Origin of the sequence: Qipengyuania gelatinilytica, assembly GCF_019711315.1 — a bacterium.
GTDB classification, from domain to species: Bacteria; Pseudomonadota; Alphaproteobacteria; order Sphingomonadales; family Sphingomonadaceae; genus Qipengyuania; species Qipengyuania gelatinilytica.
The window spans coordinates 1,924,259-1,946,892 of record NZ_CP081294.1; the positions used below are offsets into that span (position 1 = coordinate 1,924,259).

22 protein-coding genes are annotated in these 22,634 nt (G+C 63.3%); 11 read left to right on the top strand and 11 right to left on the bottom strand.

Annotated elements, in window-relative coordinates:
• Window positions 1–6: 6 nt before the first annotated feature.
• Both K3136_RS09695 and trmB read right to left on the bottom strand, forming a co-directional pair.
• Window positions 7–1,374 carry an NAD-dependent succinate-semialdehyde dehydrogenase gene (locus K3136_RS09695; RefSeq protein ID WP_247711326.1) on the bottom strand — a complete coding sequence of 456 codons (1,368 nt, stop codon included), beginning with the start codon at window positions 1,372–1,374 and terminating at the stop codon, window positions 7–9.
• 267 nt (window positions 1,375–1,641) lie between these two features.
• Window positions 1,642–2,343 carry a tRNA (guanine(46)-N(7))-methyltransferase TrmB gene (gene trmB, locus K3136_RS09700; protein ID WP_221430114.1) on the bottom strand — a complete coding sequence of 234 codons (702 nt, stop codon included), beginning with the start codon at window positions 2,341–2,343 and terminating at the stop codon, window positions 1,642–1,644.
• An 88-nt stretch (window positions 2,344–2,431) separates the two neighbouring features.
• Here trmB and K3136_RS09705 point away from each other — a divergent pair, with 88 nt between their 5' ends.
• Window positions 2,432–3,655 (top strand): mechanosensitive ion channel family protein, encoded by a 1,224-nt coding sequence (locus K3136_RS09705; protein WP_221430115.1) that lies wholly within the window; start codon window positions 2,432–2,434, stop codon window positions 3,653–3,655.
• A gap of 6 nt (window positions 3,656–3,661) precedes the next feature.
• On the opposite strand, the gene K3136_RS09710 is transcribed toward K3136_RS09705, so the two are convergent.
• The 4 genes from K3136_RS09710 to lptB all read right to left on the bottom strand — a co-directional run bounded on the left by K3136_RS09710 (window position 3,662) and on the right by lptB (window position 7,437).
• Window positions 3,662–4,084, bottom strand: coding sequence for a response regulator (locus tag K3136_RS09710; protein ID WP_221430116.1), 423 nt, complete (start codon window positions 4,082–4,084; stop codon window positions 3,662–3,664).
• A gap of 244 nt (window positions 4,085–4,328) precedes the next feature.
• Entirely contained in the window at window positions 4,329–5,024 is a 696-nt protein-coding gene (gene ctrA / locus K3136_RS09715; protein WP_090477376.1) for a response regulator transcription factor CtrA, read from the bottom strand.
• A 145-nt stretch (window positions 5,025–5,169) separates the two neighbouring features.
• Entirely contained in the window at window positions 5,170–6,624 is a 1,455-nt protein-coding gene (rpoN, locus tag K3136_RS09720) for an RNA polymerase factor sigma-54 (RefSeq protein WP_221430117.1), read from the bottom strand.
• 27 nt (window positions 6,625–6,651) lie between these two features.
• Window positions 6,652–7,437, bottom strand: a complete 786-nt coding sequence (lptB, locus tag K3136_RS09725) for an LPS export ABC transporter ATP-binding protein (protein ID WP_221430118.1) — start codon at window positions 7,435–7,437, stop codon at window positions 6,652–6,654.
• A gap of 178 nt (window positions 7,438–7,615) precedes the next feature.
• Between lptB and K3136_RS09730 the strand changes: the two genes are divergently transcribed.
• Genes K3136_RS09730 through K3136_RS09740 form a run of 3 tightly spaced genes read left to right on the top strand, consistent with a single transcriptional unit; the run spans window position 7,616 to window position 10,790 of the window.
• Window positions 7,616–7,999, top strand: a complete 384-nt coding sequence (locus K3136_RS09730; protein WP_221430119.1) for a hypothetical protein — start codon at window positions 7,616–7,618, stop codon at window positions 7,997–7,999.
• A 59-nt stretch (window positions 8,000–8,058) separates the two neighbouring features.
• Complete coding sequence (locus tag K3136_RS09735) at window positions 8,059–9,405, top strand: TldD/PmbA family protein (protein WP_221430120.1); 1,347 nt, start codon at window positions 8,059–8,061, stop codon at window positions 9,403–9,405.
• Window positions 9,402–10,790, top strand: a complete 1,389-nt coding sequence (locus K3136_RS09740; protein ID WP_221430121.1) for a mechanosensitive ion channel family protein — start codon at window positions 9,402–9,404, stop codon at window positions 10,788–10,790. The genes K3136_RS09735 and K3136_RS09740 overlap by 4 nt, the downstream gene beginning before the upstream one ends.
• A gap of 42 nt (window positions 10,791–10,832) precedes the next feature.
• Here K3136_RS09740 and ppa read toward each other — a convergent pair whose 3' ends face one another.
• On the bottom strand, window positions 10,833–11,369 hold the full coding sequence (gene ppa, locus K3136_RS09745) for an inorganic diphosphatase (RefSeq protein ID WP_221430122.1): 537 nt from the start codon (window positions 11,367–11,369) through the stop codon (window positions 10,833–10,835).
• Window positions 11,370–11,591: 222 nt separating this feature from the next.
• Between ppa and hisS the strand changes: the two genes are divergently transcribed.
• From hisS to metK, 6 genes are all read left to right on the top strand, one after another.
• Entirely contained in the window at window positions 11,592–12,827 is a 1,236-nt protein-coding gene (gene hisS, locus K3136_RS09750; RefSeq protein WP_221430123.1) for a histidine--tRNA ligase, read from the top strand.
• A gap of 2 nt (window positions 12,828–12,829) precedes the next feature.
• Window positions 12,830–13,897, top strand: a complete 1,068-nt coding sequence (gene prfA, locus K3136_RS09755) for a peptide chain release factor 1 (RefSeq protein WP_221430124.1) — start codon at window positions 12,830–12,832, stop codon at window positions 13,895–13,897.
• Window positions 13,890–14,726: a peptide chain release factor N(5)-glutamine methyltransferase gene (gene prmC / locus K3136_RS09760; RefSeq protein WP_221430125.1), complete on the top strand. Its 837-nt coding sequence runs from the start codon at window positions 13,890–13,892 to the stop codon at window positions 14,724–14,726. The genes prfA and prmC overlap by 8 nt, the downstream gene beginning before the upstream one ends.
• Before the next feature lie 239 nt (window positions 14,727–14,965).
• Entirely contained in the window at window positions 14,966–15,631 is a 666-nt protein-coding gene (locus K3136_RS09765) for a DUF4167 domain-containing protein (RefSeq protein WP_221430126.1), read from the top strand.
• A 62-nt stretch (window positions 15,632–15,693) separates the two neighbouring features.
• Complete coding sequence (lnt, locus tag K3136_RS09770; protein WP_221430127.1) at window positions 15,694–17,289, top strand: apolipoprotein N-acyltransferase; 1,596 nt, start codon at window positions 15,694–15,696, stop codon at window positions 17,287–17,289.
• Window positions 17,290–17,322: 33 nt separating this feature from the next.
• Window positions 17,323–18,561 (top strand): methionine adenosyltransferase, encoded by a 1,239-nt coding sequence (metK, locus tag K3136_RS09775; RefSeq protein WP_221430128.1) that lies wholly within the window; start codon window positions 17,323–17,325, stop codon window positions 18,559–18,561.
• Window positions 18,562–18,564: 3 nt separating this feature from the next.
• Here the strand turns inward: metK and K3136_RS09780 are convergent, their stop codons facing one another.
• Genes K3136_RS09780 through K3136_RS09795 form a run of 4 tightly spaced genes read right to left on the bottom strand, consistent with a single transcriptional unit; the run spans window position 18,565 to window position 22,009 of the window.
• Window positions 18,565–19,713: a CaiB/BaiF CoA transferase family protein gene (locus K3136_RS09780; RefSeq protein ID WP_221430129.1), complete on the bottom strand. Its 1,149-nt coding sequence runs from the start codon at window positions 19,711–19,713 to the stop codon at window positions 18,565–18,567.
• A gap of 4 nt (window positions 19,714–19,717) precedes the next feature.
• Window positions 19,718–20,383, bottom strand: coding sequence for a CoA transferase subunit B (locus tag K3136_RS09785; RefSeq protein WP_221430130.1), 666 nt, complete (start codon window positions 20,381–20,383; stop codon window positions 19,718–19,720).
• A 1-nt stretch (window position 20,384) separates the two neighbouring features.
• Complete coding sequence (locus tag K3136_RS09790) at window positions 20,385–21,290, bottom strand: 5'-nucleotidase, lipoprotein e(P4) family (RefSeq protein WP_221430131.1); 906 nt, start codon at window positions 21,288–21,290, stop codon at window positions 20,385–20,387.
• Complete coding sequence (locus tag K3136_RS09795; protein ID WP_221430132.1) at window positions 21,287–22,009, bottom strand: CoA transferase subunit A; 723 nt, start codon at window positions 22,007–22,009, stop codon at window positions 21,287–21,289. Before K3136_RS09795 ends, K3136_RS09790 begins: the two co-directional genes overlap by 4 nt.
• Before the next feature lie 73 nt (window positions 22,010–22,082).
• On the opposite strand from K3136_RS09795, the gene K3136_RS09800 reads away from it, so the two are divergent.
• On the top strand, window positions 22,083–22,541 hold the full coding sequence (locus K3136_RS09800; protein WP_221430133.1) for a hypothetical protein: 459 nt from the start codon (window positions 22,083–22,085) through the stop codon (window positions 22,539–22,541).
• The last annotated feature ends 93 nt before the right edge of the window (window positions 22,542–22,634 follow it).

Sequence of the window (22,634 nt, forward strand, 5' to 3'; positions counted from 1 at the left end):
TGTCTCCTAGGCCGGATGGACCAGCGTTTTCAGGTTCATGAATTCATGCAGGCCGAAATCGGCCAGTTCGCGGCCATGTCCCGACCGCTTGATGCCGCCGAAGGGCGCTTCGATCCTCGATCCGTTGACTGCGTTGAACGTCGTCATGCCAGCCTCGATGGCGTTGGCGAAATGCTCTTTCTCGTCCTCGTCATTGGTCCAGACGGCCGAGCCGAGGCCATAGGGAATGGCGTTGGCGATGGTGGTCGCCTCGTCGATATCCTTTGCCTTGTAGAGCTGTCCGACGGGGCCGAAGATTTCGTCGGTCCCGGTATCGCTGGCAAGCGGCACATCGGTGAGCAGGCCGGCGGTCATCCAGGCGCCGGGCCGGTCGATCTTCTCGCCGCCGAAGACCAGTGTGCAACCTTCCTCCTGCGCCTTCTTCACCTGATCGAGGACGGTATCGCGCTGGCCTTCGCTGGAAAGCGGGCCGAGCTCGGTATCGTCGTTCATCGGATCGCCCAGTTTCACATCCTTCAGCGCGGTGATGAACCGGTCCGAGAATTCCTCGTAGATATCCGCGTGCACGATCGTGCGCTTGCCGCAGATGCAGGATTGGCCATTGTTCTGGATGCGGGCGAAGACCGCGTCCTTCACGGCCTGGTCGAGATCGGCGGAAGGCATCACGATGAAGGGATCGGTCCCGCCCAGTTCGAGCACCACCTTCTTGAGGTTCTTGCCCGCCCTTTCGGCCACGGCGCTTCCGGCGCCCTCGCTGCCGGTCAACGTGGCGGCCACGATGCGCGGGTCGTCGATGACCTTTCCGATCGGATCGGATGAAACACACAGGTTCTGGAACAAGCCTTCGGGGCCGCCTGCTTCGAGGACCAGTTCCTCCATCCGCTTCGCAACGCCCTGCACGATGCTCGCATGTTTGAGCACTCCGACATTCCCGGCAAGGATGGTCGGCGCGAGGAAGCGTACGACCTGCCAATAGGGGAAGTTCCACGGCATGACCGCCAGGACCGGGCCCTGTGGCAGCCACCGCGCCTCGGCCCTTCCGCCGTCGGACAGGTCCCAGAATCTGGAATCCAGCATCGGCGGGCCTTCTTTCGCATAATAGCGAAACAGGCTTGCGCATTTCCCGACTTCGCCACGGGCCTGCGTGATCGGCTTGCCCATCTCGGTGACGGCGAGCCGCGCAAGTTCTTCCTCGTTGTCTTCGTACAGGTCGCCGAGCGCGTTTAGCAGCTCGGTGCGCCGTTCCATCGGCGAATGCTTCCAATCGCTGTAGGCGCGCGACGCCTGTTCCAGTTTCCGGTCGATGCCGTTTTCGTCGAGCGTTTCGTATTCGGCGATGGTCTCGCCGGTCGCGGGATTGGTAGTGGTAATCAAGCGGAAGCTCCTCGGGTCTCTTTCCCACATAATGGGTACGAGGCGAGCGCGTTCCGCAAAGCCGCTTCGCAATCGCACCGCGGCGGGCTAGCTATCCCACATCAAGTCGATCGACAGCCAGCGCCACCGCTTCGCCATCCCGGACGACGTCCACTATCTCAACTGTGCCTATATGGCGCCTTTGTCCGATGGTGTTTCGAAGGCCATGGTCGAAGGTGCGATGCAGCCGCGCTGATGGCTTCCTTGCGCGAGGTGCTCTGAACCGCGTTACTTGCGGCGAAAACGGAAGTACCAGACCTCGTGGCCGTAGGTGGTGCGGGCCTTGTGCTCGTAGCGCGTCTCGCACCAGCCAGATGGCCGGTTTTCCCAGCTGTGGCGATCTTCCACGACCCATTCGAACACGTCGGTAAAGCGCCGCATCACCATGAGCGCGTGGCGCAAATAGACCGGATGGTCGGTGCCGAAACGGAATTCGCCGCCGGGCTTCAGCTTGTCTGCGAACATGCGCACCGGGCCATCGTTCATCATCCGGCGCTTGGCATGCTTGTTCTTCGGCCAGGGGTCGGGATGAAGCAGGTAAAGCATGGTGAGCGCGCCGTCGGGCACGCGGGCGAGGGCATCGAGCGCATCGCCATGGTGAATGCGAACATTCGCCAGGGTCCCCTCGTGCACATGCGTCAGCGCCTGTGCGACGCCGTTGAGGAAGGGCTCTGCACCGATGAAACCGTGATCGGGCAGCAGATCCGCGCGATAGGCCATGTGCTCGCCGCCACCGAAGCCGATTTCGAAATGGAGCGGTCGGTCGAAACCGAACAGCGTTTCCGACGTCACCGGACCTTTTGCAGGCACGGCGATCTGCGGCAGGAGCTTGTCCACCAGCTCTTGCTGGCCGGCGCGCAGGGGCTTGCCCTGGCTGCGGCCATAAAGCCGGTTGAGCGTGGTCGGATCGCCTTCCTTGAATGCTGACATGGCGTGCCCGCTAGGCGATTTTGGCGCGGATTGTCCAGCAATTCGGGGTTGAGGCGGGCAGGGGCCTTTCGCTAGGCGCAGCAGGCATATGGAAGACTTGCTCTACGACTACTTCGAACTCGCGCTCTGGCTGCAATCGCTGATTGCCCTGACGGGGCTCGCGCTGGTCGCGCTGCTGGTGAACTGGATCATCAAGCGCGTGCTGCTGCGCATGGCCGCACCCTATCTCGATACGCGCAGCCTGACGGCGGACAAGTCGGCTGCGTGGCTGGCAACGGTCATCCCGCTGCTCATCGTATCGCGCGGTATTCAGGCGGTGCCGAACCTGCCCGAAGAGGTGGTGACAGTAACGGTGAATGTCGCGCAGGCGTTCATCGTGTTTTCGGTGGCGATGGGGATCAACTGGGCTCTTAACTACGCCAACGAGCTTTATGCGCGCAGGCCCGAGGCACGCAGCCGCCCGATCAAGGGTTATGTGCAGGTCCTGAAGATCGCGGTCTTCTGCGGCGCGGCGATCCTCATGATCGCAGTGCTGATCGAACAGTCGCCCTTGCTGCTGCTGTCGGGCCTCGGCGCAATGGCAGCGGTCCTGCTGCTGGTCTTCAAGGACACGATCCTGAGCCTAGTTGCCAGTGTCCAACTGACCAGCAACGACATGCTGCGGGTCGGCGACTGGATCGAAATGCCCAGCATGAGTGCGGATGGCGACGTGATCGATATCGCGCTGCACACGGTGAAGGTCCAGAACTTCGACAAGACCATCACCACCATCCCCACGCACCGGCTTATTTCGGACAGCTACCGCAACTGGCGCGGGATGAGCGAAAGCGGCGGGCGGCGGATCAAGCGCAGCCTAGTGATCGACCAGAATTCCGTCCGCTTCCTAGGCGATGAGGAGCTCGCCGGTCTCAAGCGCTTCAAGCTGCTCGATGCCTACCTTGCCCGCAAGGAGGAAGAGATCGCCGAATGGAACCGGCACGAGCTGGCCAGCGGCATCGACGAGATCAACGCGCGGCGGATTACCAATATCGGGACGCTGCGCGCCTATGTGATTGCCTATCTGAAAAGCCATCCGCGGATTGCGGGCGAGGGTTTCACCCTGCTTGTCCGCCAGCTCCCGCCCGGACCGCAAGGCCTGCCGCTGGAGATCTACTGCTTTACCGATACTGTGGACTGGGGCGATTACGAGGCCATCCAGGCCGACATCTTCGACCACATGCTCGCGATCCTGCCGCAGTTCGGCCTGCGCATCTTCCAGGAGCCGAGCGGGCTTGATCTCGCGAACGGGCTGAAAGGCAATTCGCGCGACTAGATCGGCCTAGTGCGTGGTGTGGCGCCCGGCTTCGTCGCGGCGGTCCTGCTTCGCGGCGAAGCTGGTTTCGATGAGGCTGGTGAGGACATGCGGCATCACCGGTTTGCGCAGGATGCGATCGGGTTCGATCCCGTCCAGGCGTGCGGCGATGTCGTTGAGGTCCCATCCCGTCACCAGGATGGTGAACATGTCCGGGCTGGCCTGCTTGACCGCTTCTAGCACTTCAAGGCCGTCATGCTCTCCGTCGAGGGCGAAATCGAGAATGAGGAAATCGGGCGGCGCATCGCGCAGGAGCCGCAGCGCGTCGCGGGCGTTGCCCGCGCGGCCGACGACCTGGCATCCGGCGGATTTGCAGGTTTCATCGAGCATGAAGGCGAGAATCTCGTCGTCCTCGACGATCGCTACCTTCGGTTGACCAAGTGCAGGCATTGCGAAATCCTCCGCCGGTGTCCGGCAAACACGTCGCATGCGCAGCCCCCTTGCGCCCGACTAAAACTCCCCCTGATAAAAACGCTTGGTGATGCAAATCACATAGCTGAATTACGTAACAACCCCTAGCGCAAGTCGTTCCCGATAAACAGAAAATCGGCGATCTGTTCATATTTAAAGGTAAAGCCCCGGCACCCATTTGGGTGACCGGGGCCTCCTCCCGTCGCGAAAAGCGACTTTGTTCTCAGGCGGCCTCGGCCTCTTCGTTCGGATCGCGGAGAACATATCCGCGGCCCCAGACGGTTTCGATGTAGTTCTCGCCGCCGCATGCATGGCTGAGCTTCTTGCGCAGCTTGCAGATGAAGACGTCGATGATCTTGAGCTCGGGTTCGTCCATGCCGCCGTAAAGGTGGTTCAGGAACATTTCCTTGGTCAGCGTGGTGCCCTTGCGGAGCGAAAGCAGCTCCAGCATCGCATATTCCTTGCCGGTCAGGTGGACGCGGGCACCGTCGACTTCGACGGTCTTCGCATCGAGGTTCACGGCGAGCTTGCCGGTGCGGATGATCGACTGGCTGTGGCCCTTCGAGCGGCGCACCACGGCGTGGATACGAGCGATGAGTTCTTCGCGGTGGAACGGCTTGGTGACGTAATCGTCGGCGCCGAAACCGAAGCTGCGGATCTTCGAATCCATCTCGGCAATGCCCGAGAGGATAAGGACCGGCGTCTGCACCTTGGCGACGCGGAGCTTCTTGAGCACGTCATAGCCGTGCATGTCCGGAAGGTTCAGGTCGAGCAGGATGATATCGTAATCATACAGCTTGCCCAGATCGAGGCCTTCTTCGCCCAGATCGGTCGAGTAGACGTTGAAGCCTTCGGTAGTGAGCATGAGCTCGATCGCCTTGGCGGTTGTCGGCTCGTCTTCGATCAGCAGTACACGCATGGGATAGTCCCCCTAGCCCTGTTTCCCCAGCCCCGATGAGGGGCGATGTCATTCGTTAACCAATATGGGTGTGAATGGAAAAGGTTAACGTGAGGTAAAAGCCGTTAACTTTTTCGACTGTGACGGGGCTGCACCAGTCGCTTTATCAAATGTTGCGAAGCTTCTTCTCGCGGCGGCGCTGCGCGCTCGATCCGATGCCTATGGCCTCGCGATATTTTGCCACGGTGCGCCGCGCGAGGTCGAAGCCTTCCTCGTTCAGGAGGTCGGCAAGCTTCTGGTCGGACAGGACTTTCTTCGGGTCCTCCGCATCGCATAGCGCCCTGATACGTGCCTTGATCGCCTCGCTGCTGGCGCCTTCGCCGTCGGCCGCCGCAACTCCGCTGGAGAAGAAATACTTCATCTCGAAGGTTCCGCGCGGGCAGGACAGGTATTTGTTACTCGTCACGCGGCTGACGGTGGATTCGTGCATGTCGATTCGCTCTGCGACCTCGCGCAGGGTCAGCGGGCGCATCGCAGACACGCCTTCGCGAAAGAAGCCTTCCTGAAGCGTCACGATCTCGCTCGCCGTCTTGAGGATGGTCTTTTGCCGCTGGTCGAGGGCGCGGATCAGCCAGTCGGCTTCGCCCAGCTGCTCATTGAGCCATGCGCGCGAGGCCTTGTCGCGCGCACCTGCTTCGAGCTCGACGAAATATTCGCGGTTCACGACGAGGCGCGGCAGGCTGGCCTCGTTGATGCGGATCTGCCAGCCGCCGCCTGAACCGGGCGTCACCAGCACGTCGGGTACGATAGCCGCCTCGGCCTCGCCGCCATATCGGCAGCCGGGCTTGGGGTCGTAGCTCCTGAGCTCCGCCAGCATATCGGCGAAGTCCTCGTCATCGACTTCGCACAGGCGGCGCAAGCGGGCGATGTCGCCTGAAGCCAGGAGGTCGAGGTTCTCGATCAGCCGCTGCATGCAGGGATCGAAGCGATCGGCTTCCTTCGCCTGGAGGGCGAGGCATTCGCCAAGGTTCCGCGCGCCAACGCCGGTCGGATCGAGCGACTGGACCAGCTCGAGCGCGTCCTCCACCTCGACCAGCGGGGCGCCCAGTTCGTCGGCCAGGTCACGCAGGGAGGTGTGCAGGTAACCCGCTTCGTCGAGTTCGTGAATAATCCGCGTCGCGATCAGCGCTTCCTGTGGATTGTAGGAAAGCGAGCCGATCTGGCCGCTCAGGTGTTCCGTCAGGCTGATGCTGTCATTCGACCTGTTTTCCAGATCCGGGAGCGCCTCCCTCGACAGGCCCGCGCCGGCGGTCTCGGACCAGTCTCCGCGGTCGCCGGGTGCGGCCTCGGTGTCTTGCGCATAATTGGCGATATCCAGCGCGCCCTCGCCGTCGAAATCGGGCGTGGCCTCGTGTTCGCCGGTCGGAGCGTCGCCTGAATCCTCACCCTTTTCGCGGGTCACTTCGCCCACTTCGAGCAGCGGATTGCTCTCGAGCGCTTCGGATACGAAAGTCTCGATTTCGAGGTTGGACAGCGCCAGCAGCTTGATCGCCTGCTGCAATTGCGGCGTCATCACCAGCGACTGGGTCTGCCGTAGGTCTAGCCTCGGACCAAGCGCCATGCCTTCAACTCCGGGCGCGCGCCGTCATCACAGCGTGAAGTTTTCGCCAAGGTAGAGTCGCTTGACGTTTTCGTCGGCGACCAGTGCCTCGGGCGTTCCGGCGAACAGCACCTGCCCGCCATAGATGATGCATGCGCGGTCCACGATCTCGAGCGTCTCGCGGACGTTGTGGTCGGTGATCAGCACGCCGATGCCGCGCGTCTTGAGGTCCTTCACGAGATCGCGGATGTCGCTGATCGAAAGCGGGTCAATACCGGCGAAGGGTTCATCCAGCAGCATGATCGAAGGCTTCGCTGCCAGCGCGCGGGCAATTTCCGCACGGCGTCGTTCGCCGCCCGACAGCGCCATGGCCGGGCTTTCGCGCAGCCGCGTCAGGCCGAATTCGTCGAGCAGGCGGTCAAGCTCTGCCGCACGCGTCTCGGCATCGGGTTCGACCATTTCGAGCACGCAGTTGATATTCTGCTCGACCGTCATGCCGCGGAAAATGCTGGTTTCCTGAGGAAGGTAGCCGAGGCCCAGGATCGCGCGGCGATACATCGGCAGCTTGGTCACATCCTCGCCATCCATGAGGATACGGCCCGAGTCCGGACGGACAAGACCCATGATCGAATAGAAGCAGGTCGTCTTCCCGGCGCCGTTGGGTCCTAGCAGGCCGAGCACTTCGCCCTTGCCCACGGTCAGCGAGATATCGGTCAGGACCTGCCGCTTGTCGTAGCTCTTGGCGATGGAGATTACCTCGAGCCCACCCTGCGGGATGGGGGGTGCGGCATCATGGACAGCTTCGTTGTCCGCGCTCAGGAGATCTTCGGCCATGGCCAGCGCCATAGCATGCCGGACCTTGAGGAAAACCCCCGAGACCGATGAATTCGACCAACTTGGCAGGATTCGTGCATGGACTGCATGAATCTGCGCATGAATCGCCTCATCGCTTGCCAGAAGCCCGCATTTTTGAAAGGTTGGGTGCTTGGAGAGAAACACGGGGAGTAGATCGATGGGTGAGGCGATCGACAACACGCATGAGAGCGGTGACGGCAACAGCGGCCACCTGCATGACTGGCGCAAGGCGATGAGCGACAATGTCGCACTCGCGCTGATCGTCTACACCGGGCTCCAGATTTTCGTGACCGTCAATGCGATCAAGCAAGGCGTCTCTTCGACACTTCCCTATTTTGCGCTCGTGTTCCTGGTCGCCGCGATCATTCCCGCCTGCCGCTGGTTCGAACGCCGCTGGGTCAACCTGTCCGAAGAAGATGCGCATGACGAGGCGCTGTCCGGTGCTTACCGCCGCGACCAGATTTTCCTCTGGATCATCGCCATCGGGCTGCCTTTCCTGCTGACGGCGATCGCCAAGGCCATTTTCGCATTGACCGCTTGAGCAACTGCCCAAGCCTACCTACCCGGACCCGCAAACGGGTTTCGGAGTTTCAGTAAGATATGATCGATAGCAAGACAGCACTGGCGCATTGTCAGGACCTCGTCGCGCTGGCGCAGCAAATGGGTGCTGATGCCGCGGATGCGATAGCGCGCGCCAACTCTTCGGAAAGCGTGTCGATGCGCCTCGGCAAGCTGGAAGAGGTCGAGCGTTCGGAAAGCGAGGAAATCGGCCTGCGCGTGTTCGTCGGCAAACGGTCCGCGTCGATCAACACCAGCGATTTCGCGCCAGAGGGTCTCAAGGCGCTGGCGCAGCGTGCCGTGGAAATGGCGGGCCACGCACCCGAAGACCAGCATGCCGGCCTCGCGCCTGCCGAGGCGCTCTTTTCGGGAGAGCTGCCAGATCTCGATCTCGATGACCCCGAACGGCCCGAGCCGCAGTCGCTGCGCGAAGCGGCACTCGCCACCGAGGAAGCCGCGCGAGCTGTCGAGGGTATCACCAACAGCAATGGCGGTAGTGCCGGGTTCGACCGTTCGGTGGTCGCGCTTGCCACGTCGAACGGTTTCGGCCGCGCCTATTCGGGCAGCGGCCATATGCTTTCGGCAAGCGTTGTCGCAGGCGAGGGCGGGGCGATGGAGACAGACTATGCCTCGCGCGGGGCGCGCTTCCGTGCGGACCTGCCCAGCGAAGCCGAGATCGGTGAAGAGGCGGGCCGACGCGCCGTCGCACGGCTCAATCCCGGGTCCATGCCGAGCGGCAAGTATCCGGTGGTCTTCGATCCCCGCATCGGCGGCGGGCTCATCGGCCATTTGCTCGGGGCGATCGGGGCGCCTGCCGTCGCTCGCAAGTCGACCTTCCTGCTCGGTCGCGAAGAAGATGAACTGTTCGACCCCTCGATCCGCATTCTCGAAGAACCGCTGCGCAAGCGCGGTGCGCGTTCGCGTCCCTTCGACGGTGAAGGCGTGGCCTGCACATCGCGGGCGATCATCGACGGTGGACGATTGACCGGCTGGCTCACCAATGTCGCTTCCGCCGACCAGCTCGGCCTCGGCCTGACCGGGCATGCCGCACGGTCTTCGGGCGGTTCGCCCGGGGTCAGTGCGAGCAACGTCCACCTCGAAGCGGGCAGCGTGACGCCGGAGGAGCTCATGGCGGACATAGAAGACGGCCTCTACGTAACGGGCCTGTATGGGCAGGGGGTCAATATGGTGACAGGCGACTATAGCCGCGGCGCGACCGGTTTCCGGATCAGGAATGGCGAATTTGCAGGTGCCGTTTCCGAAATCACCATTGCCGGCCATCTGACCGATATGTTCCGCGGCCTTACTCCCGCGAACGATCTCGAGATGTACCGCTCGGTCAATGTCCCGACCCTGCGGATCGACGGTATGACGGTGGCTGGCGAATGAAGCGGCTGCTGGCAGCCTTCGCCCTCCTGATGGCTGCGCCAGCGGCAGCGCTCCTGCCTGCGGCGCCTGCCACCGAAGCACCCGCTGAAGTCGAGGCTGCAGGCCCGCAAATCGACGATACGCTCGATGTCGGCGCGGACGACCGGATTACCGAGCGTATCCAAGGTATCTTCGCCGAGCTGCCATCATTCGAGAATGTTTCGGTAGAGGTCAGCCAAGGCGTCGTATCGCTCTCCGGCCTCGTCCCGAAGCAGGAAGACATCGCCCGCGCCGAAGCGATCGCCTCGCGTGTTTCGGGGGTGGTGACGGTCGAGAACAGCCTTGAGCGCGACCTGTCGATCAGTGCCGAAGGGACCGGCATCGCCGCTCTTGCAGACAAATGGTCGGGCTTCGTCGACATGCTGCCCCTGATCGGGCTGGCATTGCTGGTCTGGGCGGTGATTTCGCTGATCGGTTACCTGATCGCGGGGCTCGGATCGCTGTGGCACCGGCTCGCACCCAACAGCTTCCTTGCCGAGCTGATCGCCAGCGCCATCCGCTTCATCTTCGTCGTCGGCGGCCTCGTCGTCGCGCTCGATATTCTCGGGGCAGGGGCACTGCTGGGCGCGGTGCTTGGCGGGGCAGGCGTCATCGGCCTGGCGCTGGGCTTCGCCTTGCGCGAGACGATCGAGAACTATCTGGCATCGCTCATGCTCAGCCTGCGCCAGCCCTTCCGCGCGAACGATTGGGTGAAGATCGATGATCTGGAAGGCCGTGTGATCCGCCTGACCAGCAGGGCAACCGTGCTGATGACGCTCGATGGCAACCACCTGCGCATTCCCAACGGGCAGGTCTTCCGCGCGGTCATCACGAATTTTACGCGCAATCCCCAGCGTCGCTTCGAGTTCGAGCTGGGCGTCGATGCCGATGACGATGCGCGTGCGGCGCGGCAACTGGGGCGCGAAACCTTGGCGAGCCTCGACTTCGTCCTCGACGATCCGGCACCCGAAGCACGGATCATGGAAGTGGGCGATTCGAATGTCGTGATTCGTTTCCTGGGCTGGATCAACCAGGAAAAGACCGACTGGTGGAAAGCACAAAGCCAGGCGATTCCCGCAGTGAAGGAAGCGCTCGAAGACGCGGGCTTCGGGCTGCCCGAACCGATCTACCGCCTGCGCTTCGATCCGCGCAGCGCCAGTGTTCCCTTCCAGCAGGGTGCGGCCGCAACTCCCGCGCAGGAAGCCAAGCCGCCGGCGAAGAAAACGGTCCAGCAGATCACTGTTACCGAGACTGAAGAGGACGTGCGCCCTGTCAACGAGATCGCCGATATGGTCGAGCGCGAGCGCCGCGAGACCGGAGGAGAGCAGGACAAGGACCTGCTCGATTCCTCGCGCCCGGTCGAATAGGCGCAGCGCAGAAAAAGGGGCGCTCTGTGGCGCCCCTTCGTATTACTTCTTGCTGTTTTCGTAGCGCTCGATGCATTCGAGCACGATGCGCCGTGCATCGTCCGCATCGCCCCAGTTACCGATGCGCACCCACTTCTCGGCCTCGAGGTCCTTGTAGTGGGTGAAGAAGTGCTCGATCTGCTGGAAGATGATCGAGGGCAGGTCCTTCGTCTGGCCGACGTCGGAGTAATAGGGGAAGGTCGTGTCGACCGGCACGCAGATCAGCTTTTCGTCGCCGCCATGCTCGTCTTCGAGGTTGAGCACGCCGATCGGACGGGCACGGACCACGCAGCCCGGGATGAAGGGCGAGCGCGAGATTACCAGCGCGTCGAGCGGGTCGCCATCGTCCGAAAGCGTGTGCGGGATGAACCCATAGTTGGCCGGATAGCGCATCGGCGTGTGCAGGATGCGGTCGACGAACAGCGCGCCGCTTTCCTTGTCGAACTCATATTTCACCGGTTCGCCCCCGGTGGGGACTTCGATGATGACGTTCAGGCTTTCGGGCGGATTGTCGCCCACGGGGATCATGTCGATGCGCATGTATGCTCACTCTAATGGTTGGCGGCTCCAGCCCGCGCCCCCTCCCAGCCACCCGATCATGCCCTGATAGTGCATCGGGTGGCTGGGAGGGGGAACGGGCCGGCACCGTTCCGCCGTGAAGCGGAAACAAGACGGCCCCTCCCCCCGGAAAGACTTCGCGGGGCGCCCTAGCGAAAGGGTGAGGATTGCGGAAGGGGGCAGTTGCCACTAATCGCGCACACCATGCCAAAGACACCGCAAGCCATCCGTGGCACACAGGACATCTTCGGGCACGACGCCGAAGCCTTCGCTTTCGTCGTCGAGACCTTCGAGCGCGTGCGCAAGCTCTACCGCTTCCGCCGGGCAGAGATGCCGGTATTCGAAAAGACCGAAGTCTTCGCCCGTTCGATCGGCGAGACGACCGATATTGTTTCGAAGGAAATGTACTCTTTCGAGGACCGCGGCGGCGAATCGCTGACGCTGCGGCCGGAATTCACTGCCGGGATCGCGCGTGCCTATCTGTCGAACGGCTGGCAGCAGCACGCGCCGGTCAAGCTTGCGACGCATGGACCGCTGTTCCGTTACGAACGCCCTCAGAAGGGTCGCTATCGCCAGTTCCACCAGATCGACGCGGAAATCATCGGTGCCGCCGAACCGCAGGCCGATGTGGAACTGCTCGCCATGGCGGACCAGCTCCTCAAGGAACTCGACATCACCGGCGTGACGCTGCACCTCAACACGCTGGGCGATGGCGACAGCCGCGAAGCATGGCGGGCTGCGCTGGTCGAGCACTTCCGCGCGGTGAAGGACGAATTGTCCGAGGATTCGCAGGAGCGGCTGGAAAAGAACCCGCTTCGCATTCTCGACAGCAAGGATCGCCGCGACCAGCGCTTCGTCGCCGACGCGCCGAAGATCGACCAGTTCCTGTCCGACGATGCGCGTGCGTTCTTCGACGCGGTCACCAGCGGTCTCGATGCGGCAGGCGTGAAATGGCAGCGGGCGGAAAGCCTCGTGCGCGGGCTCGATTATTACCGCCACACCGCCTTCGAATTCATTCCCGACGAGGGCAGCGAAGCCGCTGGCAAGCTGGGTAGCCAGAGCACCATTCTTGGTGGCGGACGCTACGATGGCCTTATGGAAAGCCTCGGCGGGGCAGCGACGCCTGCCGTGGGCTGGGCCGCGGGAATCGAGCGGCTTGCGATGCTGGTGGGCGACAAGAGCGAACCCAAGGCAGACGTGATCGTCGTCGTCGAGAACGACGAGCTTGTCGATCGTGCGATTGCCGCGATCGGCAAGATCCGCGCTGCCGGGCACTCGGCGGAGCTGATGGCCTCGGGCAGTCCGCGCAAGCGCTTCGACAAGGCAGTCAAAGCCGGCGCAGAAAAGATCGTGGCCTTCGATATTCGCGACGGGGCCGAACACGTGCGCATCAAGGCGGACGATCATGCGCGCGGCTCCATCGAGCAGCTTCTGGGCTGATCATGCAGGTTCCTGCCGAACGCCTCGACCAGATCGCCAATCGCTTCGCCGAACTCGAGGCGCGCATGGCATCGGGTACGCTCGAGGGCGACGAATTCGTCAAGGCCAGCCGCGATTATGCGGAGCTGGAACCGGTGGCGAAGGTCGCGGCCGAGGTGAAGGCTTCGCGCGAGGAGATTGCCAGCCTTGAAGAGATGCTGGCCGATCCGGAAATGAAGGCCATGGCGGAAGAAGAGCTTGCCGAACTGCGCAAGCGCCTGCCCGAAGCCGAACGCCAGCTCGCCATCGCCATGCTTCCGCGTGACAGCGCCGACAACAAGCCGGCCATGCTCGAAATCCGGGCTGGTACCGGGGGTGACGAAGCCGCGCTCTTCGCGGGCGATCTTTATCGCATGTACGAACGCTATGCCGCCGAACAGGGCTGGAAGGTCGAACCTGTCAGCATGAACGCGAGCGAGGTCGGCGGCTTCAAGGAAATCGTCGCGAATGTCACCGGCACCGGCGTGTTCGCCAAGCTGAAGTTCGAAAGCGGCGTCCACCGCGTCCAGCGCGTGCCGGAGACCGAAAGCGGCGGGCGTATCCACACCTCGGCGGCGACCGTGGCGGTGCTCCCGCAGCCCGACGAGGTCGATATCGACATCGCTCCGGGCGACCTCAAGATCGACACCTATCGCGCCAGCGGGGCGGGCGGGCAGCACGTCAACACGACCGACAGCGCAGTGCGCATCACCCATGAACCGAGCGGTCTCGTGGTGACCTGCCAGGACGAACGCAGCCAGCAGAAGAACCGCGTGAAGGCGATGCAGGTCCTGCGCGCGCGCCTCTACGAGAAAATGCGCGACGAAGCGCAGGGCGCCGAGGCCGAAGCGCGCAAGGCCATGGTCGGCAGCGGCGACCGGTCCGAGCGCATCCGCACCTATAATTATCCGCAAGGCCGCGTGACCGATCACCGGATCGGCCTCACCCTGCACAAATTGCCCGAGATCATCGCCGGGCCGGGTCTTGGCGAAATGGTCGACGCGCTGATTGCAGAGGACGAGGCGAAGCGGCTCGCCGCGCTCAATGACTAAGGTCACGACATCGACAGTCGGCGACGCCATCCGGGCCGCCGCTAGCCGGCTCGAAGAAACCAGTCCGACCGCGCGGCTGGATGCGGAACTGCTGATGGCGGACGCGCTCGGCATGAAGCGCTCCGACATGCTGATCCGTGCCATGCGGAGCGATGCGCCCGAAGGATTTGCCGCGCTGGTCGACCGCCGTGCCAATTGCGAGCCGGTGGCCCATATCCTCGGCCACCAGGAGTTCTATGGTCGTGAACTCCTCGTCACCGCCGACACGCTGATCCCGCGCGGGGATAGCGAATTGCTTGTTGCTTGTGCCCTCGAGATGAAGCCTGCGCCATCGCGCGTGCTCGACCTCGGCACGGGAACGGGCGCGCTCTTGCTGAGCGTGCTCGCCGAAACATCGGCGAAGGGCGTCGGGACCGATCGTTCGGCGGCTGCCCTCGCAGTGGCTCACGACAATGCGGACCGGCTGGGTGTGGAAGACCGCGCACGCTTCTACCTCCTCGACTGGCACAAGGAGGGCTGGGCAGACGAACTGGGCCAGTTCGACCTGATCCTGTGCAACCCGCCCTATGTCGAGGAATCCGCCACGCTTGAGCCCGATGTGCGCGGTTTCGAGCCGCATGGCGCGCTCTTCGCCGGTCCCGAAGGGCTCGACGACTATCGCGTCATCATTCCCCAATTGCGAAATTTGCTGACCGATGGCGGCAGGGTGATTCTCGAAATCGGACACGAACAATCGGCAAGCGTGAGCGAAATTGCGCAGGCTGCGGGGTTCACGGTCGAGCTGCGCCGCGACCTTGCAGACAGGCCGCGCGCCCTGATTTTGACATAAAGGGGTTGGCAAAGCCGATTCGAGGCTTTAACTCTGGCCACAGGCCAGTGGTGTGTGGTTGTTTCCCACCCGCTGGTACCAAGCTCCGACATGGCAGTTCTGGTGCAAGGCTTCGGGCCTTGCATACCGTGCACAGACAGGAGCGCACATGTTGCGAGAGGGCGCAGCATGTTCGATGGATTACGCGGCCAGAGGCGAACCGAGGGTTCGCGCCGCGCCATGAAAAGGACGAGTATTCCTTGAACAATAATCGCAATAACCGCCGTCGCGGTCGCAACAACAACCGCAATCAGGGCGGCGGCAATTCGGCAAACCGGATCGATAGCCGGGCACGCGGCAACGCGCCCCAGCTGCTCGACAAGTACAAGAAGCTTGCGCAGGACGCCCAGCACAACGGCGACCGCGTGCAGGCAGAGTACTACCTGCAGTTCGCCGACCACTATTTCCGCGTGATCGCCGACAACAAGGCGCGCCAGGAAGAGGCGAAAGCCAAGCGCAATGACGATCGCGGCAGCAACCAGTCGGACGATGATAACGATTCGGACGACGATGGTGACGATCGCCGCAACAATCGCCGCTCGCGCTCGCGCCGCGATGATGACCAGGGCCAGAAGAAGGAAGGCCGCTCCCGCAAGCAGCGCGGCAATGGCTCGGATGAAGAGGGCGGCGATTACGAGCCTTCGGAAAACCCCTTCACGCGCAAGGACGACGATGAAGAGGTCGCTCCGAAAAAGCGCCGCGCTCCGCGCAAGGCCAAGAAGGACGAAGAAGGCGCTCCCGGCAACGAGGGCGAAATCGACGTCGCAGTCCTTCCGCCGGCGATCGGTGGAGACGGCGATAAGCCGGCTCCGCGCCGCCGCCGTCGCAAGGAAGGTGAAGACGAGGATGTAAGCGCGGTCGGCTGATCGCGCTTCACCCTTCCGCTTTCCCTTGCCAATATCGTAGGCGGCCCTAACAGGCGGAGGCGATGGATCGTATCTCCGCATTTTCATTGCGGCATCCGTATTGGACGGCGCTGCTGCTCGGCCTCGTTTCGGCCACGGGCTTCCAACCCCTGCACCTCTGGGCGCTGGCTCTTGCCGCGATGGGCGCGTTCGTCTGGCTGGTGCCAAAGCAACCGGGCAAGGGCAGCGCATTCCTCACCGGGTGGCTGTTCGGCGTTGCGCATTTCACGCTGACCAACAACTGGATCGCCACCGCCTTCACCTATCAGGCGGAGATGCCCGCCGCGCTCGGCTGGGCTGCCGTCCCGCTCCTTTCGCTCTATCTCGCCGTCTGGCCCGGACTGGCTGCCCTGGCGGCCTGGATGATAGCACGAAAGCAGGGCCTGCCTGCCTTCGCGCTGGCTTTCGGCGCCCTCTGGGTGCTCGCCGAATGGCTGCGTAGCTGGGTCTTCACGGGATATGCCTGGGGGCCGTTCTCCATGGCTTTCCTGGGAGACTGGTCACGGCCCGGTATAGCGGCAGTGCTCGGTTTCACCGGCACCTACGCACTTTCGGGCATCGCGGTCGCAATCTCCGGACTTATGGCCTGGCTGGTTACGACGCGCCGTTGGCCGGGGCTTGCCATAGCGGGTGCCGCCCTGATCGCTGGCATGTACTCGCCCGCACCCGAACCTGTCGGCGGCTACCTCCCATTGACGCTGGTGCAGCCGAACCTGCGCCAGGACGAACTCGACGATCCGACCAAGTTCGAAGAGCAATTCCAGCGGATCGCTTCGCTCAGCAAGCCGCTGCGGCCCTTGAGCAGGCGGCTTGTCCTGTGGCCCGAAAGCGGCGTTCCGGATTACCTGCGCGAAGGCTATCCGCAGCGTTACTACGTGCAGATGACGGCGGGCGGCGACCCGGCCTTTGCACGCTACCGGATCGGGCAGACGATCGGCGAGGGCAGCCTCCTGCTGACCGGCGCGGTCGACCTGGAAATCGGCGAAGTAGACGGCCGTGAAAAAGCTGTCGGCGCCTATAATGCGATCACTCCGATCGACGCCGAGGGCACGCTTGGTCCGCGCTATTCCAAGGCCCACCTTGTCCCTTATGGCGAATACCTGCCGATGCGTGCCCTGCTCGAACCGCTCGGCCTGTCGCGGCTCGTTGCCGGCTCGATCGACTTCATTCCGGGCCCGGGGCCGCAGACATTCGACTTCGGTCCGCACGGCAAGGCCGGGATGCAGATCTGCTACGAGATCGTCTTCTCCGGCGAGGTCGTCCAGCCCGACGCGCGACCCGACTACATCTTCAATCCGTCGAACGATGGCTGGTTCGGCCAGTGGGGACCCCCGCAGCATCTTGCCCAGGCGCGCATGCGCGCGATCGAGGAAGGGCTGCCGGTCCTGCGCTCCACCACCACGGGTATCAGCGCGGTCATCGATGCGCAGGGCATCGTGCGCAATCACATCGGACGCGGCCGCGCGGATCGCATCGACACCCATGTGCCGCCAGCAGGTGATCCCACCCCGTTTTCCCGGTGGGGGCACTGGCTGACCCTCCTTTGGGGGATGCTCCTATTAGCCGGATCGCTGGTTGCCATGCGCCTTCACCAGCGTTACGTGTCGCGCAGCACATAAAGCTATCTTTATATCTCTCAGTCGGGGTCCTTCATGCGCACCAATTACCTGTTCACTTCCGAAAGCGTTTCGGAGGGTCACCCCGACAAGGTGTCCGACCAGATCAGCGATGCCATTGTCGACCTCATGCTTTCCAAAGATCCCGAATCGCGCGTCGCCTGCGAGACCATGACGACCACGCAGCGCGTGATCCTGTCCGGCGAAATCCGCTGTGCGCCGATGTACGACATGAACAATCCCGAATGGGCGGTAAATGGCGGCTGGGCTCCCGGCGCGAAGGACGAGATCGAGCGGGCGGTCCGTCGTACCGTGCGCGAAATCGGATATGAGCAGGACGGCTTCCACTGGAAGACGCTGACCTTCGAAAACCACCTCCACGGCCAGTCCAGCGAGATCGCACAGGGCGTCGATGCCAGCGGCAACAAGGACGAAGGCGCGGGCGACCAGGGCATCATGTTCGGTTTCGCCTGCGACGAGACGCCCGATCTCATGCCCGCGACGCTCGATTATTCGCACAAGATCCTCGAGCGGCTGGCTGCCGACCGCAAGAGCGGCGCCGCGCCCTTCCTCGAACCCGATGCCAAGAGCCAGCTTTCGCTGCGTTACGAGCATGGCAAGCCGGTGGCCTGCACCGCGGTCGTCGTCTCGACCCAGCACGGCAAGGGCTATCACGAGGGCGAAAAGGAGGCCGAGCTCAAGGCCTATGTGAAGGGGGTCGTCAGCGAGATCCTGCCCGAAGGCTGGCTGTCCGACGAGACCGAGTGGCACATCAACCCCACGGGCGCTTTCGAAATCGGCGGGCCCGATGGCGACGCGGGTCTCACCGGCCGCAAGATCATCGTCGACACCTATGGCGGCGCGGCCCCCCATGGCGGCGGCGCGTTCAGCGGCAAGGACCCGACCAAGGTCGACCGTTCGGCCGCCTATATCACGCGCTACCTGGCGAAGAATATCGTCGCAGCAGGGCTGGCCAAGCGCTGCACGATCCAGCTGTCCTATGCGATCGGCGTGTCCAAGCCGCTGTCGCTCTATGTCGACACACACGGCACCTGCGCCGAGGGAATTACCGACGAGGCGCTCGAGAATGCGATTGGCAACATCGAAAAGCTCGGTGGTCTCACGCCGCGCGGTATCCGCATGCACCTCGGCCTCAACAAGCCGATCTATCGCAAGAGCGCGGCATATGGCCATTTCGGCCGTCAGGCCAATGGCGACGACTTCCCGTGGGAGCGCACCGACCTGGTGGACGACCTCAAGGCCGCGCTTGGTTGAGGTTTAGTCGGGGTCGTCCTGCCCCTTGGCGGGGGAGGCGGCCTCCAGCGCCAGTTCGGCATCTGAGAACGCAAAGGGGCTGCGCACCGACGGCATTCCGTCGATGTCCAGCCGCATGCCCCGCGCCTGCGTCTGCGGATCGGCGAACACCTCGTCGATATCGTTGATCGGCCCGGCAGGGATGGCCGCTTTCGCGCAAGCCGCGAGCAGGTCGTCGCGCGACCATTCCTGCGTGGCTTGGGCAATCAGCGCATCGACTTCGGCGCGATGTTCCACCCGCGACGCATTGCTCGAGAAGCGTGCATCGTCGAGCAGGTCGTCTCGCCCGAGGACCGTCAGCAGCTTGCGGAACAGCGCATCGTTCGCCGGCGCGAGCACGACCTTGCCGTCACTCGTGGGGAAGACACCATAGGCGCTAACCTGAGCATGCGCATTGCCCATGCGCGGAGGGTTTTCGCCGGTCGCAAGGTAGCTCATCGCCTGGTTCGCGAGCAGCCCGACCGAACAATCGAGCAAGCTCATGTCGATCCACTGTCCCTTGCCGGTCCGGTGGCGCATCAGCAGCGCCGCCTGAACGGCATTGGCGGCCCACAGGCCGGTGGACAGGTCGCTGATCGAGACGCCCATCTTCATGGGATCGCCATCCGGCTCGCCGGTCAACGCCATGAATCCGCTCATCGCCTGAATGACGAAATCATACCCAGGCTCGTCGCGCCGCGGGCCGGTCTGGCCGAAGCCGGTAATCGAGCAGTAGACCAGCGCCGGATTGGCCTTCGCCAGCGTCTCGTAATCGAGCCCGAACTTGGCGAGGCCGCCCGGCTTGAAATTCTCCAGCACGACGTCGGCGCCGCGCGCCAGCCCGGCAACGCGCTCAAGGTCGTCAGCATCGCGAAAGTCGGCCACGATACCGCGCTTTCCGCGGTTGCAGGCGTGGTAATAGGCGCTGGTCGTCTCGCCGCCATGCTCGACCCAGGGCGGGCCCCAGATGCGCGTATTGTCGCCTTCCGGACTTTCGACCTTGATCACGTCGGCACCCAGATCGGCGAGGATCTGGCCCGCCCATGGCCCGGCCAGCACGCGCGCCAGTTCGAGCACTTTCAGCCCGGCAAGCGGGGCATTCTCATTGCGCGGTTTGTCGAGCCAGTCGGCCATCGTCTCAGCCGAGAGCGACCTCGTACTTCGCAGTCGTGCTGACCGCGATATCCTCTTCGGTCACGCCCGGGGCCAGTTCGATCAGCTCGAAAGTGCTGTCGTGGTCCTTGCGGCGGAACACGCCGAGATTGGTGATAATCATGTCGACCACGTTCTGCCCGGTCAGAGGCAGGGTGCAGGCGGGGATGAACTTCGCGCTGCCGTCCTTGGCCGTGTGGTCCATCACCACGATGATCTTCTTTACGCCGGCGACGAGATCCATCGCGCCGCCCATGCCCTTGATCATCTTGCCCGGGATCATCCAGTTCGCGATGTCGCCGTTTTCAGCCACTTCCATCGCGCCCAGCACGGTCAGGTCGATATGCCCGCCGCGGATCATCGCGAAGCTCTGCGAGCTGTCGAAATAGGCGGAATGCGGGAGTTCGCTGATCGTCTGCTTGCCGGCATTGATCAGGTCGGCGTCTTCCTCGCCCTCATAGGGGAAGGGGCCGATGCCGAGCATGCCGTTCTCGCTCTGCAGCGTGACGTGCATGCCTTCGGGAATGTGGTTGGCGACAAGTGTCGGGATGCCGATGCCGAGATTGACGTAATAGCCGTCTTCCAGCTCCTGGGCCGCGCGGGCGGCCATCTGGTTGCGGTCCCAACCGGTGCGTGCTTGCGTGTCGGTCATCTCAATTGCCTTCGTTCATGATTGCGGGCGCATCGGCAGGTGCAGTTTCGGGCGACCAGCGGGTGCCTTCGGGGAAGACCTCTTCCACCGTGCCTTTCAGCGAATAGCCGTAGACGGGGTTGGGCAGGACGAACCAGCCATTCCCCCAAAGCTGCGCAAGCTCCCCGCGAGCAGCCAGTTCGCGGCGCTCGAGCGGGGTTCGCGTATCGTCGTTGAAGATGTCGGCGAAGTCACCGAGATTGTCGCCGGCGAGCGCGACCACACAGTAATGCTCTGCGATCAGGGCACGGCGGCCGTCCTTGTCGCCGCTGTTCACGCCGTCATCGCCGCGCAGGAAGAGCGTGTCGCGGTGGATCGCCTCGCCAAGTCCGGCGGCGGCAATCGCCCGCGCAGCGCCTTCGGGGCTGAATTCGCGGTTCGTGTTGAAAACGGGAGTGATACCCGCCTCGCGCAGGCGGCGGATGCCGGTCACGGCACCGGGAACCGGGCGGACGTAGCTCGCGCCGGTCTTTTCCCACTTCTCCCAGGTCTCCTTGGAGAAGCTGGCGCCGGTGGTGGTGGCCCAGTATTCATAGCCCTGGTTGAGGATCACCGTCTCGTCGACATCGAAGACTACGGCGAGCGGCTTCCAGCTGTCGCCCTTGGCGCAGCTTGCGGGCTCGGCAATCGCGCCGTCGATACCCATGGTGACCGACTGCGGTACACGGCGCTCGCGGCTGCGGGCGATCGCGTAATCGGCGATGTTCCGCCACGCCTGGATCGAGGCGCCGGCAGCTTCGCCAGAGCCATAGAGCCACTGCATGGTATCGGGTGCGTCCGCCGAGGCTACGGGTGCTTCTGCCGCTGGCACAGTCTGGCAGGCAGCCAGAGCCAGTGCGGCGCATGAAACCAGTCCGGCGCGCATCATGCCGTTGCCCTTTCGCGCGTCGTCACGAACTCGATCTTCTTGTCGTAGGGCGCGCCCACGATCATACGCTGGACGTAAACGCCGGGCAGGTGGATGCAGTCGGGATCGAGGCTGCCGGTGGGCACGATCTCTTCGACTTCGACCACGCAGACCTTGCCGCAGGTCGCGGCGGGCTGGTTGAAATTGCGCGCGGTCTTGCGGAACACGAGGTTGCCCGTCTCGTCCGCCTTCCACGCTTTCACGATGGCGAGATCGGCGAAGATGCCGCGTTCGAGGATGTAGTCTTCCTCCTGCCCGTCGCGATTCGGGAAGCTCTTCACTTCCTTACCCTCTGCCACCTGCGTGCCGACGCCGGTCTTGGTATAGAAGCCGGGGATGCCGGCCCCGCCAGCGCGCATGCGTTCTGCCAGCGTACCCTGCGGGCAGAACTCCACTTCGAGTTCGCCCGAAAGGAATTGCCGCTCGAATTCCTTATTCTCGCCGACATAGGAGGAGATCATCTTCTTCACCTGCTGCGTGCGCAGCAGCATGCCGATGCCTTCATTGTCGATCCCCGCATTGTTGCTGGCGAAAGTCAGGCCTTTCACGCCGCTTTCGCGGATCGCCTCGAGCAGTCTTTCGGGAATGCCGCAAAGGCCGAAGCCTCCGCTGGCGATAAGCATGTCGTCATGCAGGAGCCCTTCGAGGGCGGAAGCGGCATCAGGAAAGAGCTTGTTCATCGGACCTCCGTTACAAGCGTGGCTGCTAGCGCCGAGTTTATGATAAGTCACCCCCCGGACAAGGAGATGATCGATGCGCGCGATACCATTGCTGGCACTCTTGCCGATCCTTGCTGCCTGCGAGGCCGAACCGGCACCCCAGCCTGAGCCGCGCGAGCCTGATCCGGTAATCTTGAGGGCCGAAGTCGATCGCAGCGATCACTTGGCAGGCGCAGCTTCGCCTGGCGACTTCAAGGCGAACTTCGGCGAGCCATTCATCAAGTTCGAGAACCGTGGTTCGAAAATGGCCATCAGCCAGGCCTATTCCGGCGCGCGTTACCGCGTGGTCGATGTCGAACGGGCGAGGGACGGAGACGCCTATGTCTTTCGCGGCAGTGAGGGTGCCATCCCGGGCGAGGCGCCGTTCGTCCTGACGATCGAGCCCGGACCCTGCACGAGCGAATTTTCGGGAGAGAAGACCCGACATACCGCTTGGCTCGGGACCGCAGCGAATCCGCGTGCCATCCGTGCTTGTGCTGCACCAGCGAGATAAGCGCTTACTCTGGATTACGGAATTTCAATACCTTACAAGAGTCAGTTGCGCTTCGCTCAACAAACCTTGTTCTTTTCGCACTTGCACAATTTC

Coding starts and splice junctions, on each gene's coding strand:
- trmB (WP_221430114.1), bottom strand. CDS start 2,343: ATGTCAGCATTCAAGGAAGGCGATCCGACCACGCTCAACCGGCTTTAT.
- K3136_RS09705 (WP_221430115.1), top strand. CDS start 2,432: ATGGAAGACTTGCTCTACGACTACTTCGAACTCGCGCTCTGGCTGCAA.
- K3136_RS09710 (WP_221430116.1), bottom strand. CDS start 4,084: ATGCCTGCACTTGGTCAACCGAAGGTAGCGATCGTCGAGGACGACGAG.
- ctrA (WP_090477376.1), bottom strand. CDS start 5,024: ATGCGTGTACTGCTGATCGAAGACGAGCCGACAACCGCCAAGGCGATC.
- rpoN (WP_221430117.1), bottom strand. CDS start 6,624: ATGGCGCTTGGTCCGAGGCTAGACCTACGGCAGACCCAGTCGCTGGTG.
- lptB (WP_221430118.1), bottom strand. CDS start 7,437: ATGGCCGAAGATCTCCTGAGCGCGGACAACGAAGCTGTCCATGATGCC.
- K3136_RS09730 (WP_221430119.1), top strand. CDS start 7,616: ATGGGTGAGGCGATCGACAACACGCATGAGAGCGGTGACGGCAACAGC.
- K3136_RS09735 (WP_221430120.1), top strand. CDS start 8,059: ATGATCGATAGCAAGACAGCACTGGCGCATTGTCAGGACCTCGTCGCG.
- K3136_RS09740 (WP_221430121.1), top strand. CDS start 9,402: ATGAAGCGGCTGCTGGCAGCCTTCGCCCTCCTGATGGCTGCGCCAGCG.
- ppa (WP_221430122.1), bottom strand. CDS start 11,369: ATGCGCATCGACATGATCCCCGTGGGCGACAATCCGCCCGAAAGCCTG.
- hisS (WP_221430123.1), top strand. CDS start 11,592: ATGCCAAAGACACCGCAAGCCATCCGTGGCACACAGGACATCTTCGGG.
- prfA (WP_221430124.1), top strand. CDS start 12,830: ATGCAGGTTCCTGCCGAACGCCTCGACCAGATCGCCAATCGCTTCGCC.
- prmC (WP_221430125.1), top strand. CDS start 13,890: ATGACTAAGGTCACGACATCGACAGTCGGCGACGCCATCCGGGCCGCC.
- lnt (WP_221430127.1), top strand. CDS start 15,694: ATGGATCGTATCTCCGCATTTTCATTGCGGCATCCGTATTGGACGGCG.
- metK (WP_221430128.1), top strand. CDS start 17,323: ATGCGCACCAATTACCTGTTCACTTCCGAAAGCGTTTCGGAGGGTCAC.
- K3136_RS09780 (WP_221430129.1), bottom strand. CDS start 19,713: ATGGCCGACTGGCTCGACAAACCGCGCAATGAGAATGCCCCGCTTGCC.
- K3136_RS09785 (WP_221430130.1), bottom strand. CDS start 20,383: ATGACCGACACGCAAGCACGCACCGGTTGGGACCGCAACCAGATGGCC.
- K3136_RS09790 (WP_221430131.1), bottom strand. CDS start 21,290: ATGATGCGCGCCGGACTGGTTTCATGCGCCGCACTGGCTCTGGCTGCC.
- K3136_RS09795 (WP_221430132.1), bottom strand. CDS start 22,009: ATGAACAAGCTCTTTCCTGATGCCGCTTCCGCCCTCGAAGGGCTCCTG.
- K3136_RS09800 (WP_221430133.1), top strand. CDS start 22,083: ATGCGCGCGATACCATTGCTGGCACTCTTGCCGATCCTTGCTGCCTGC.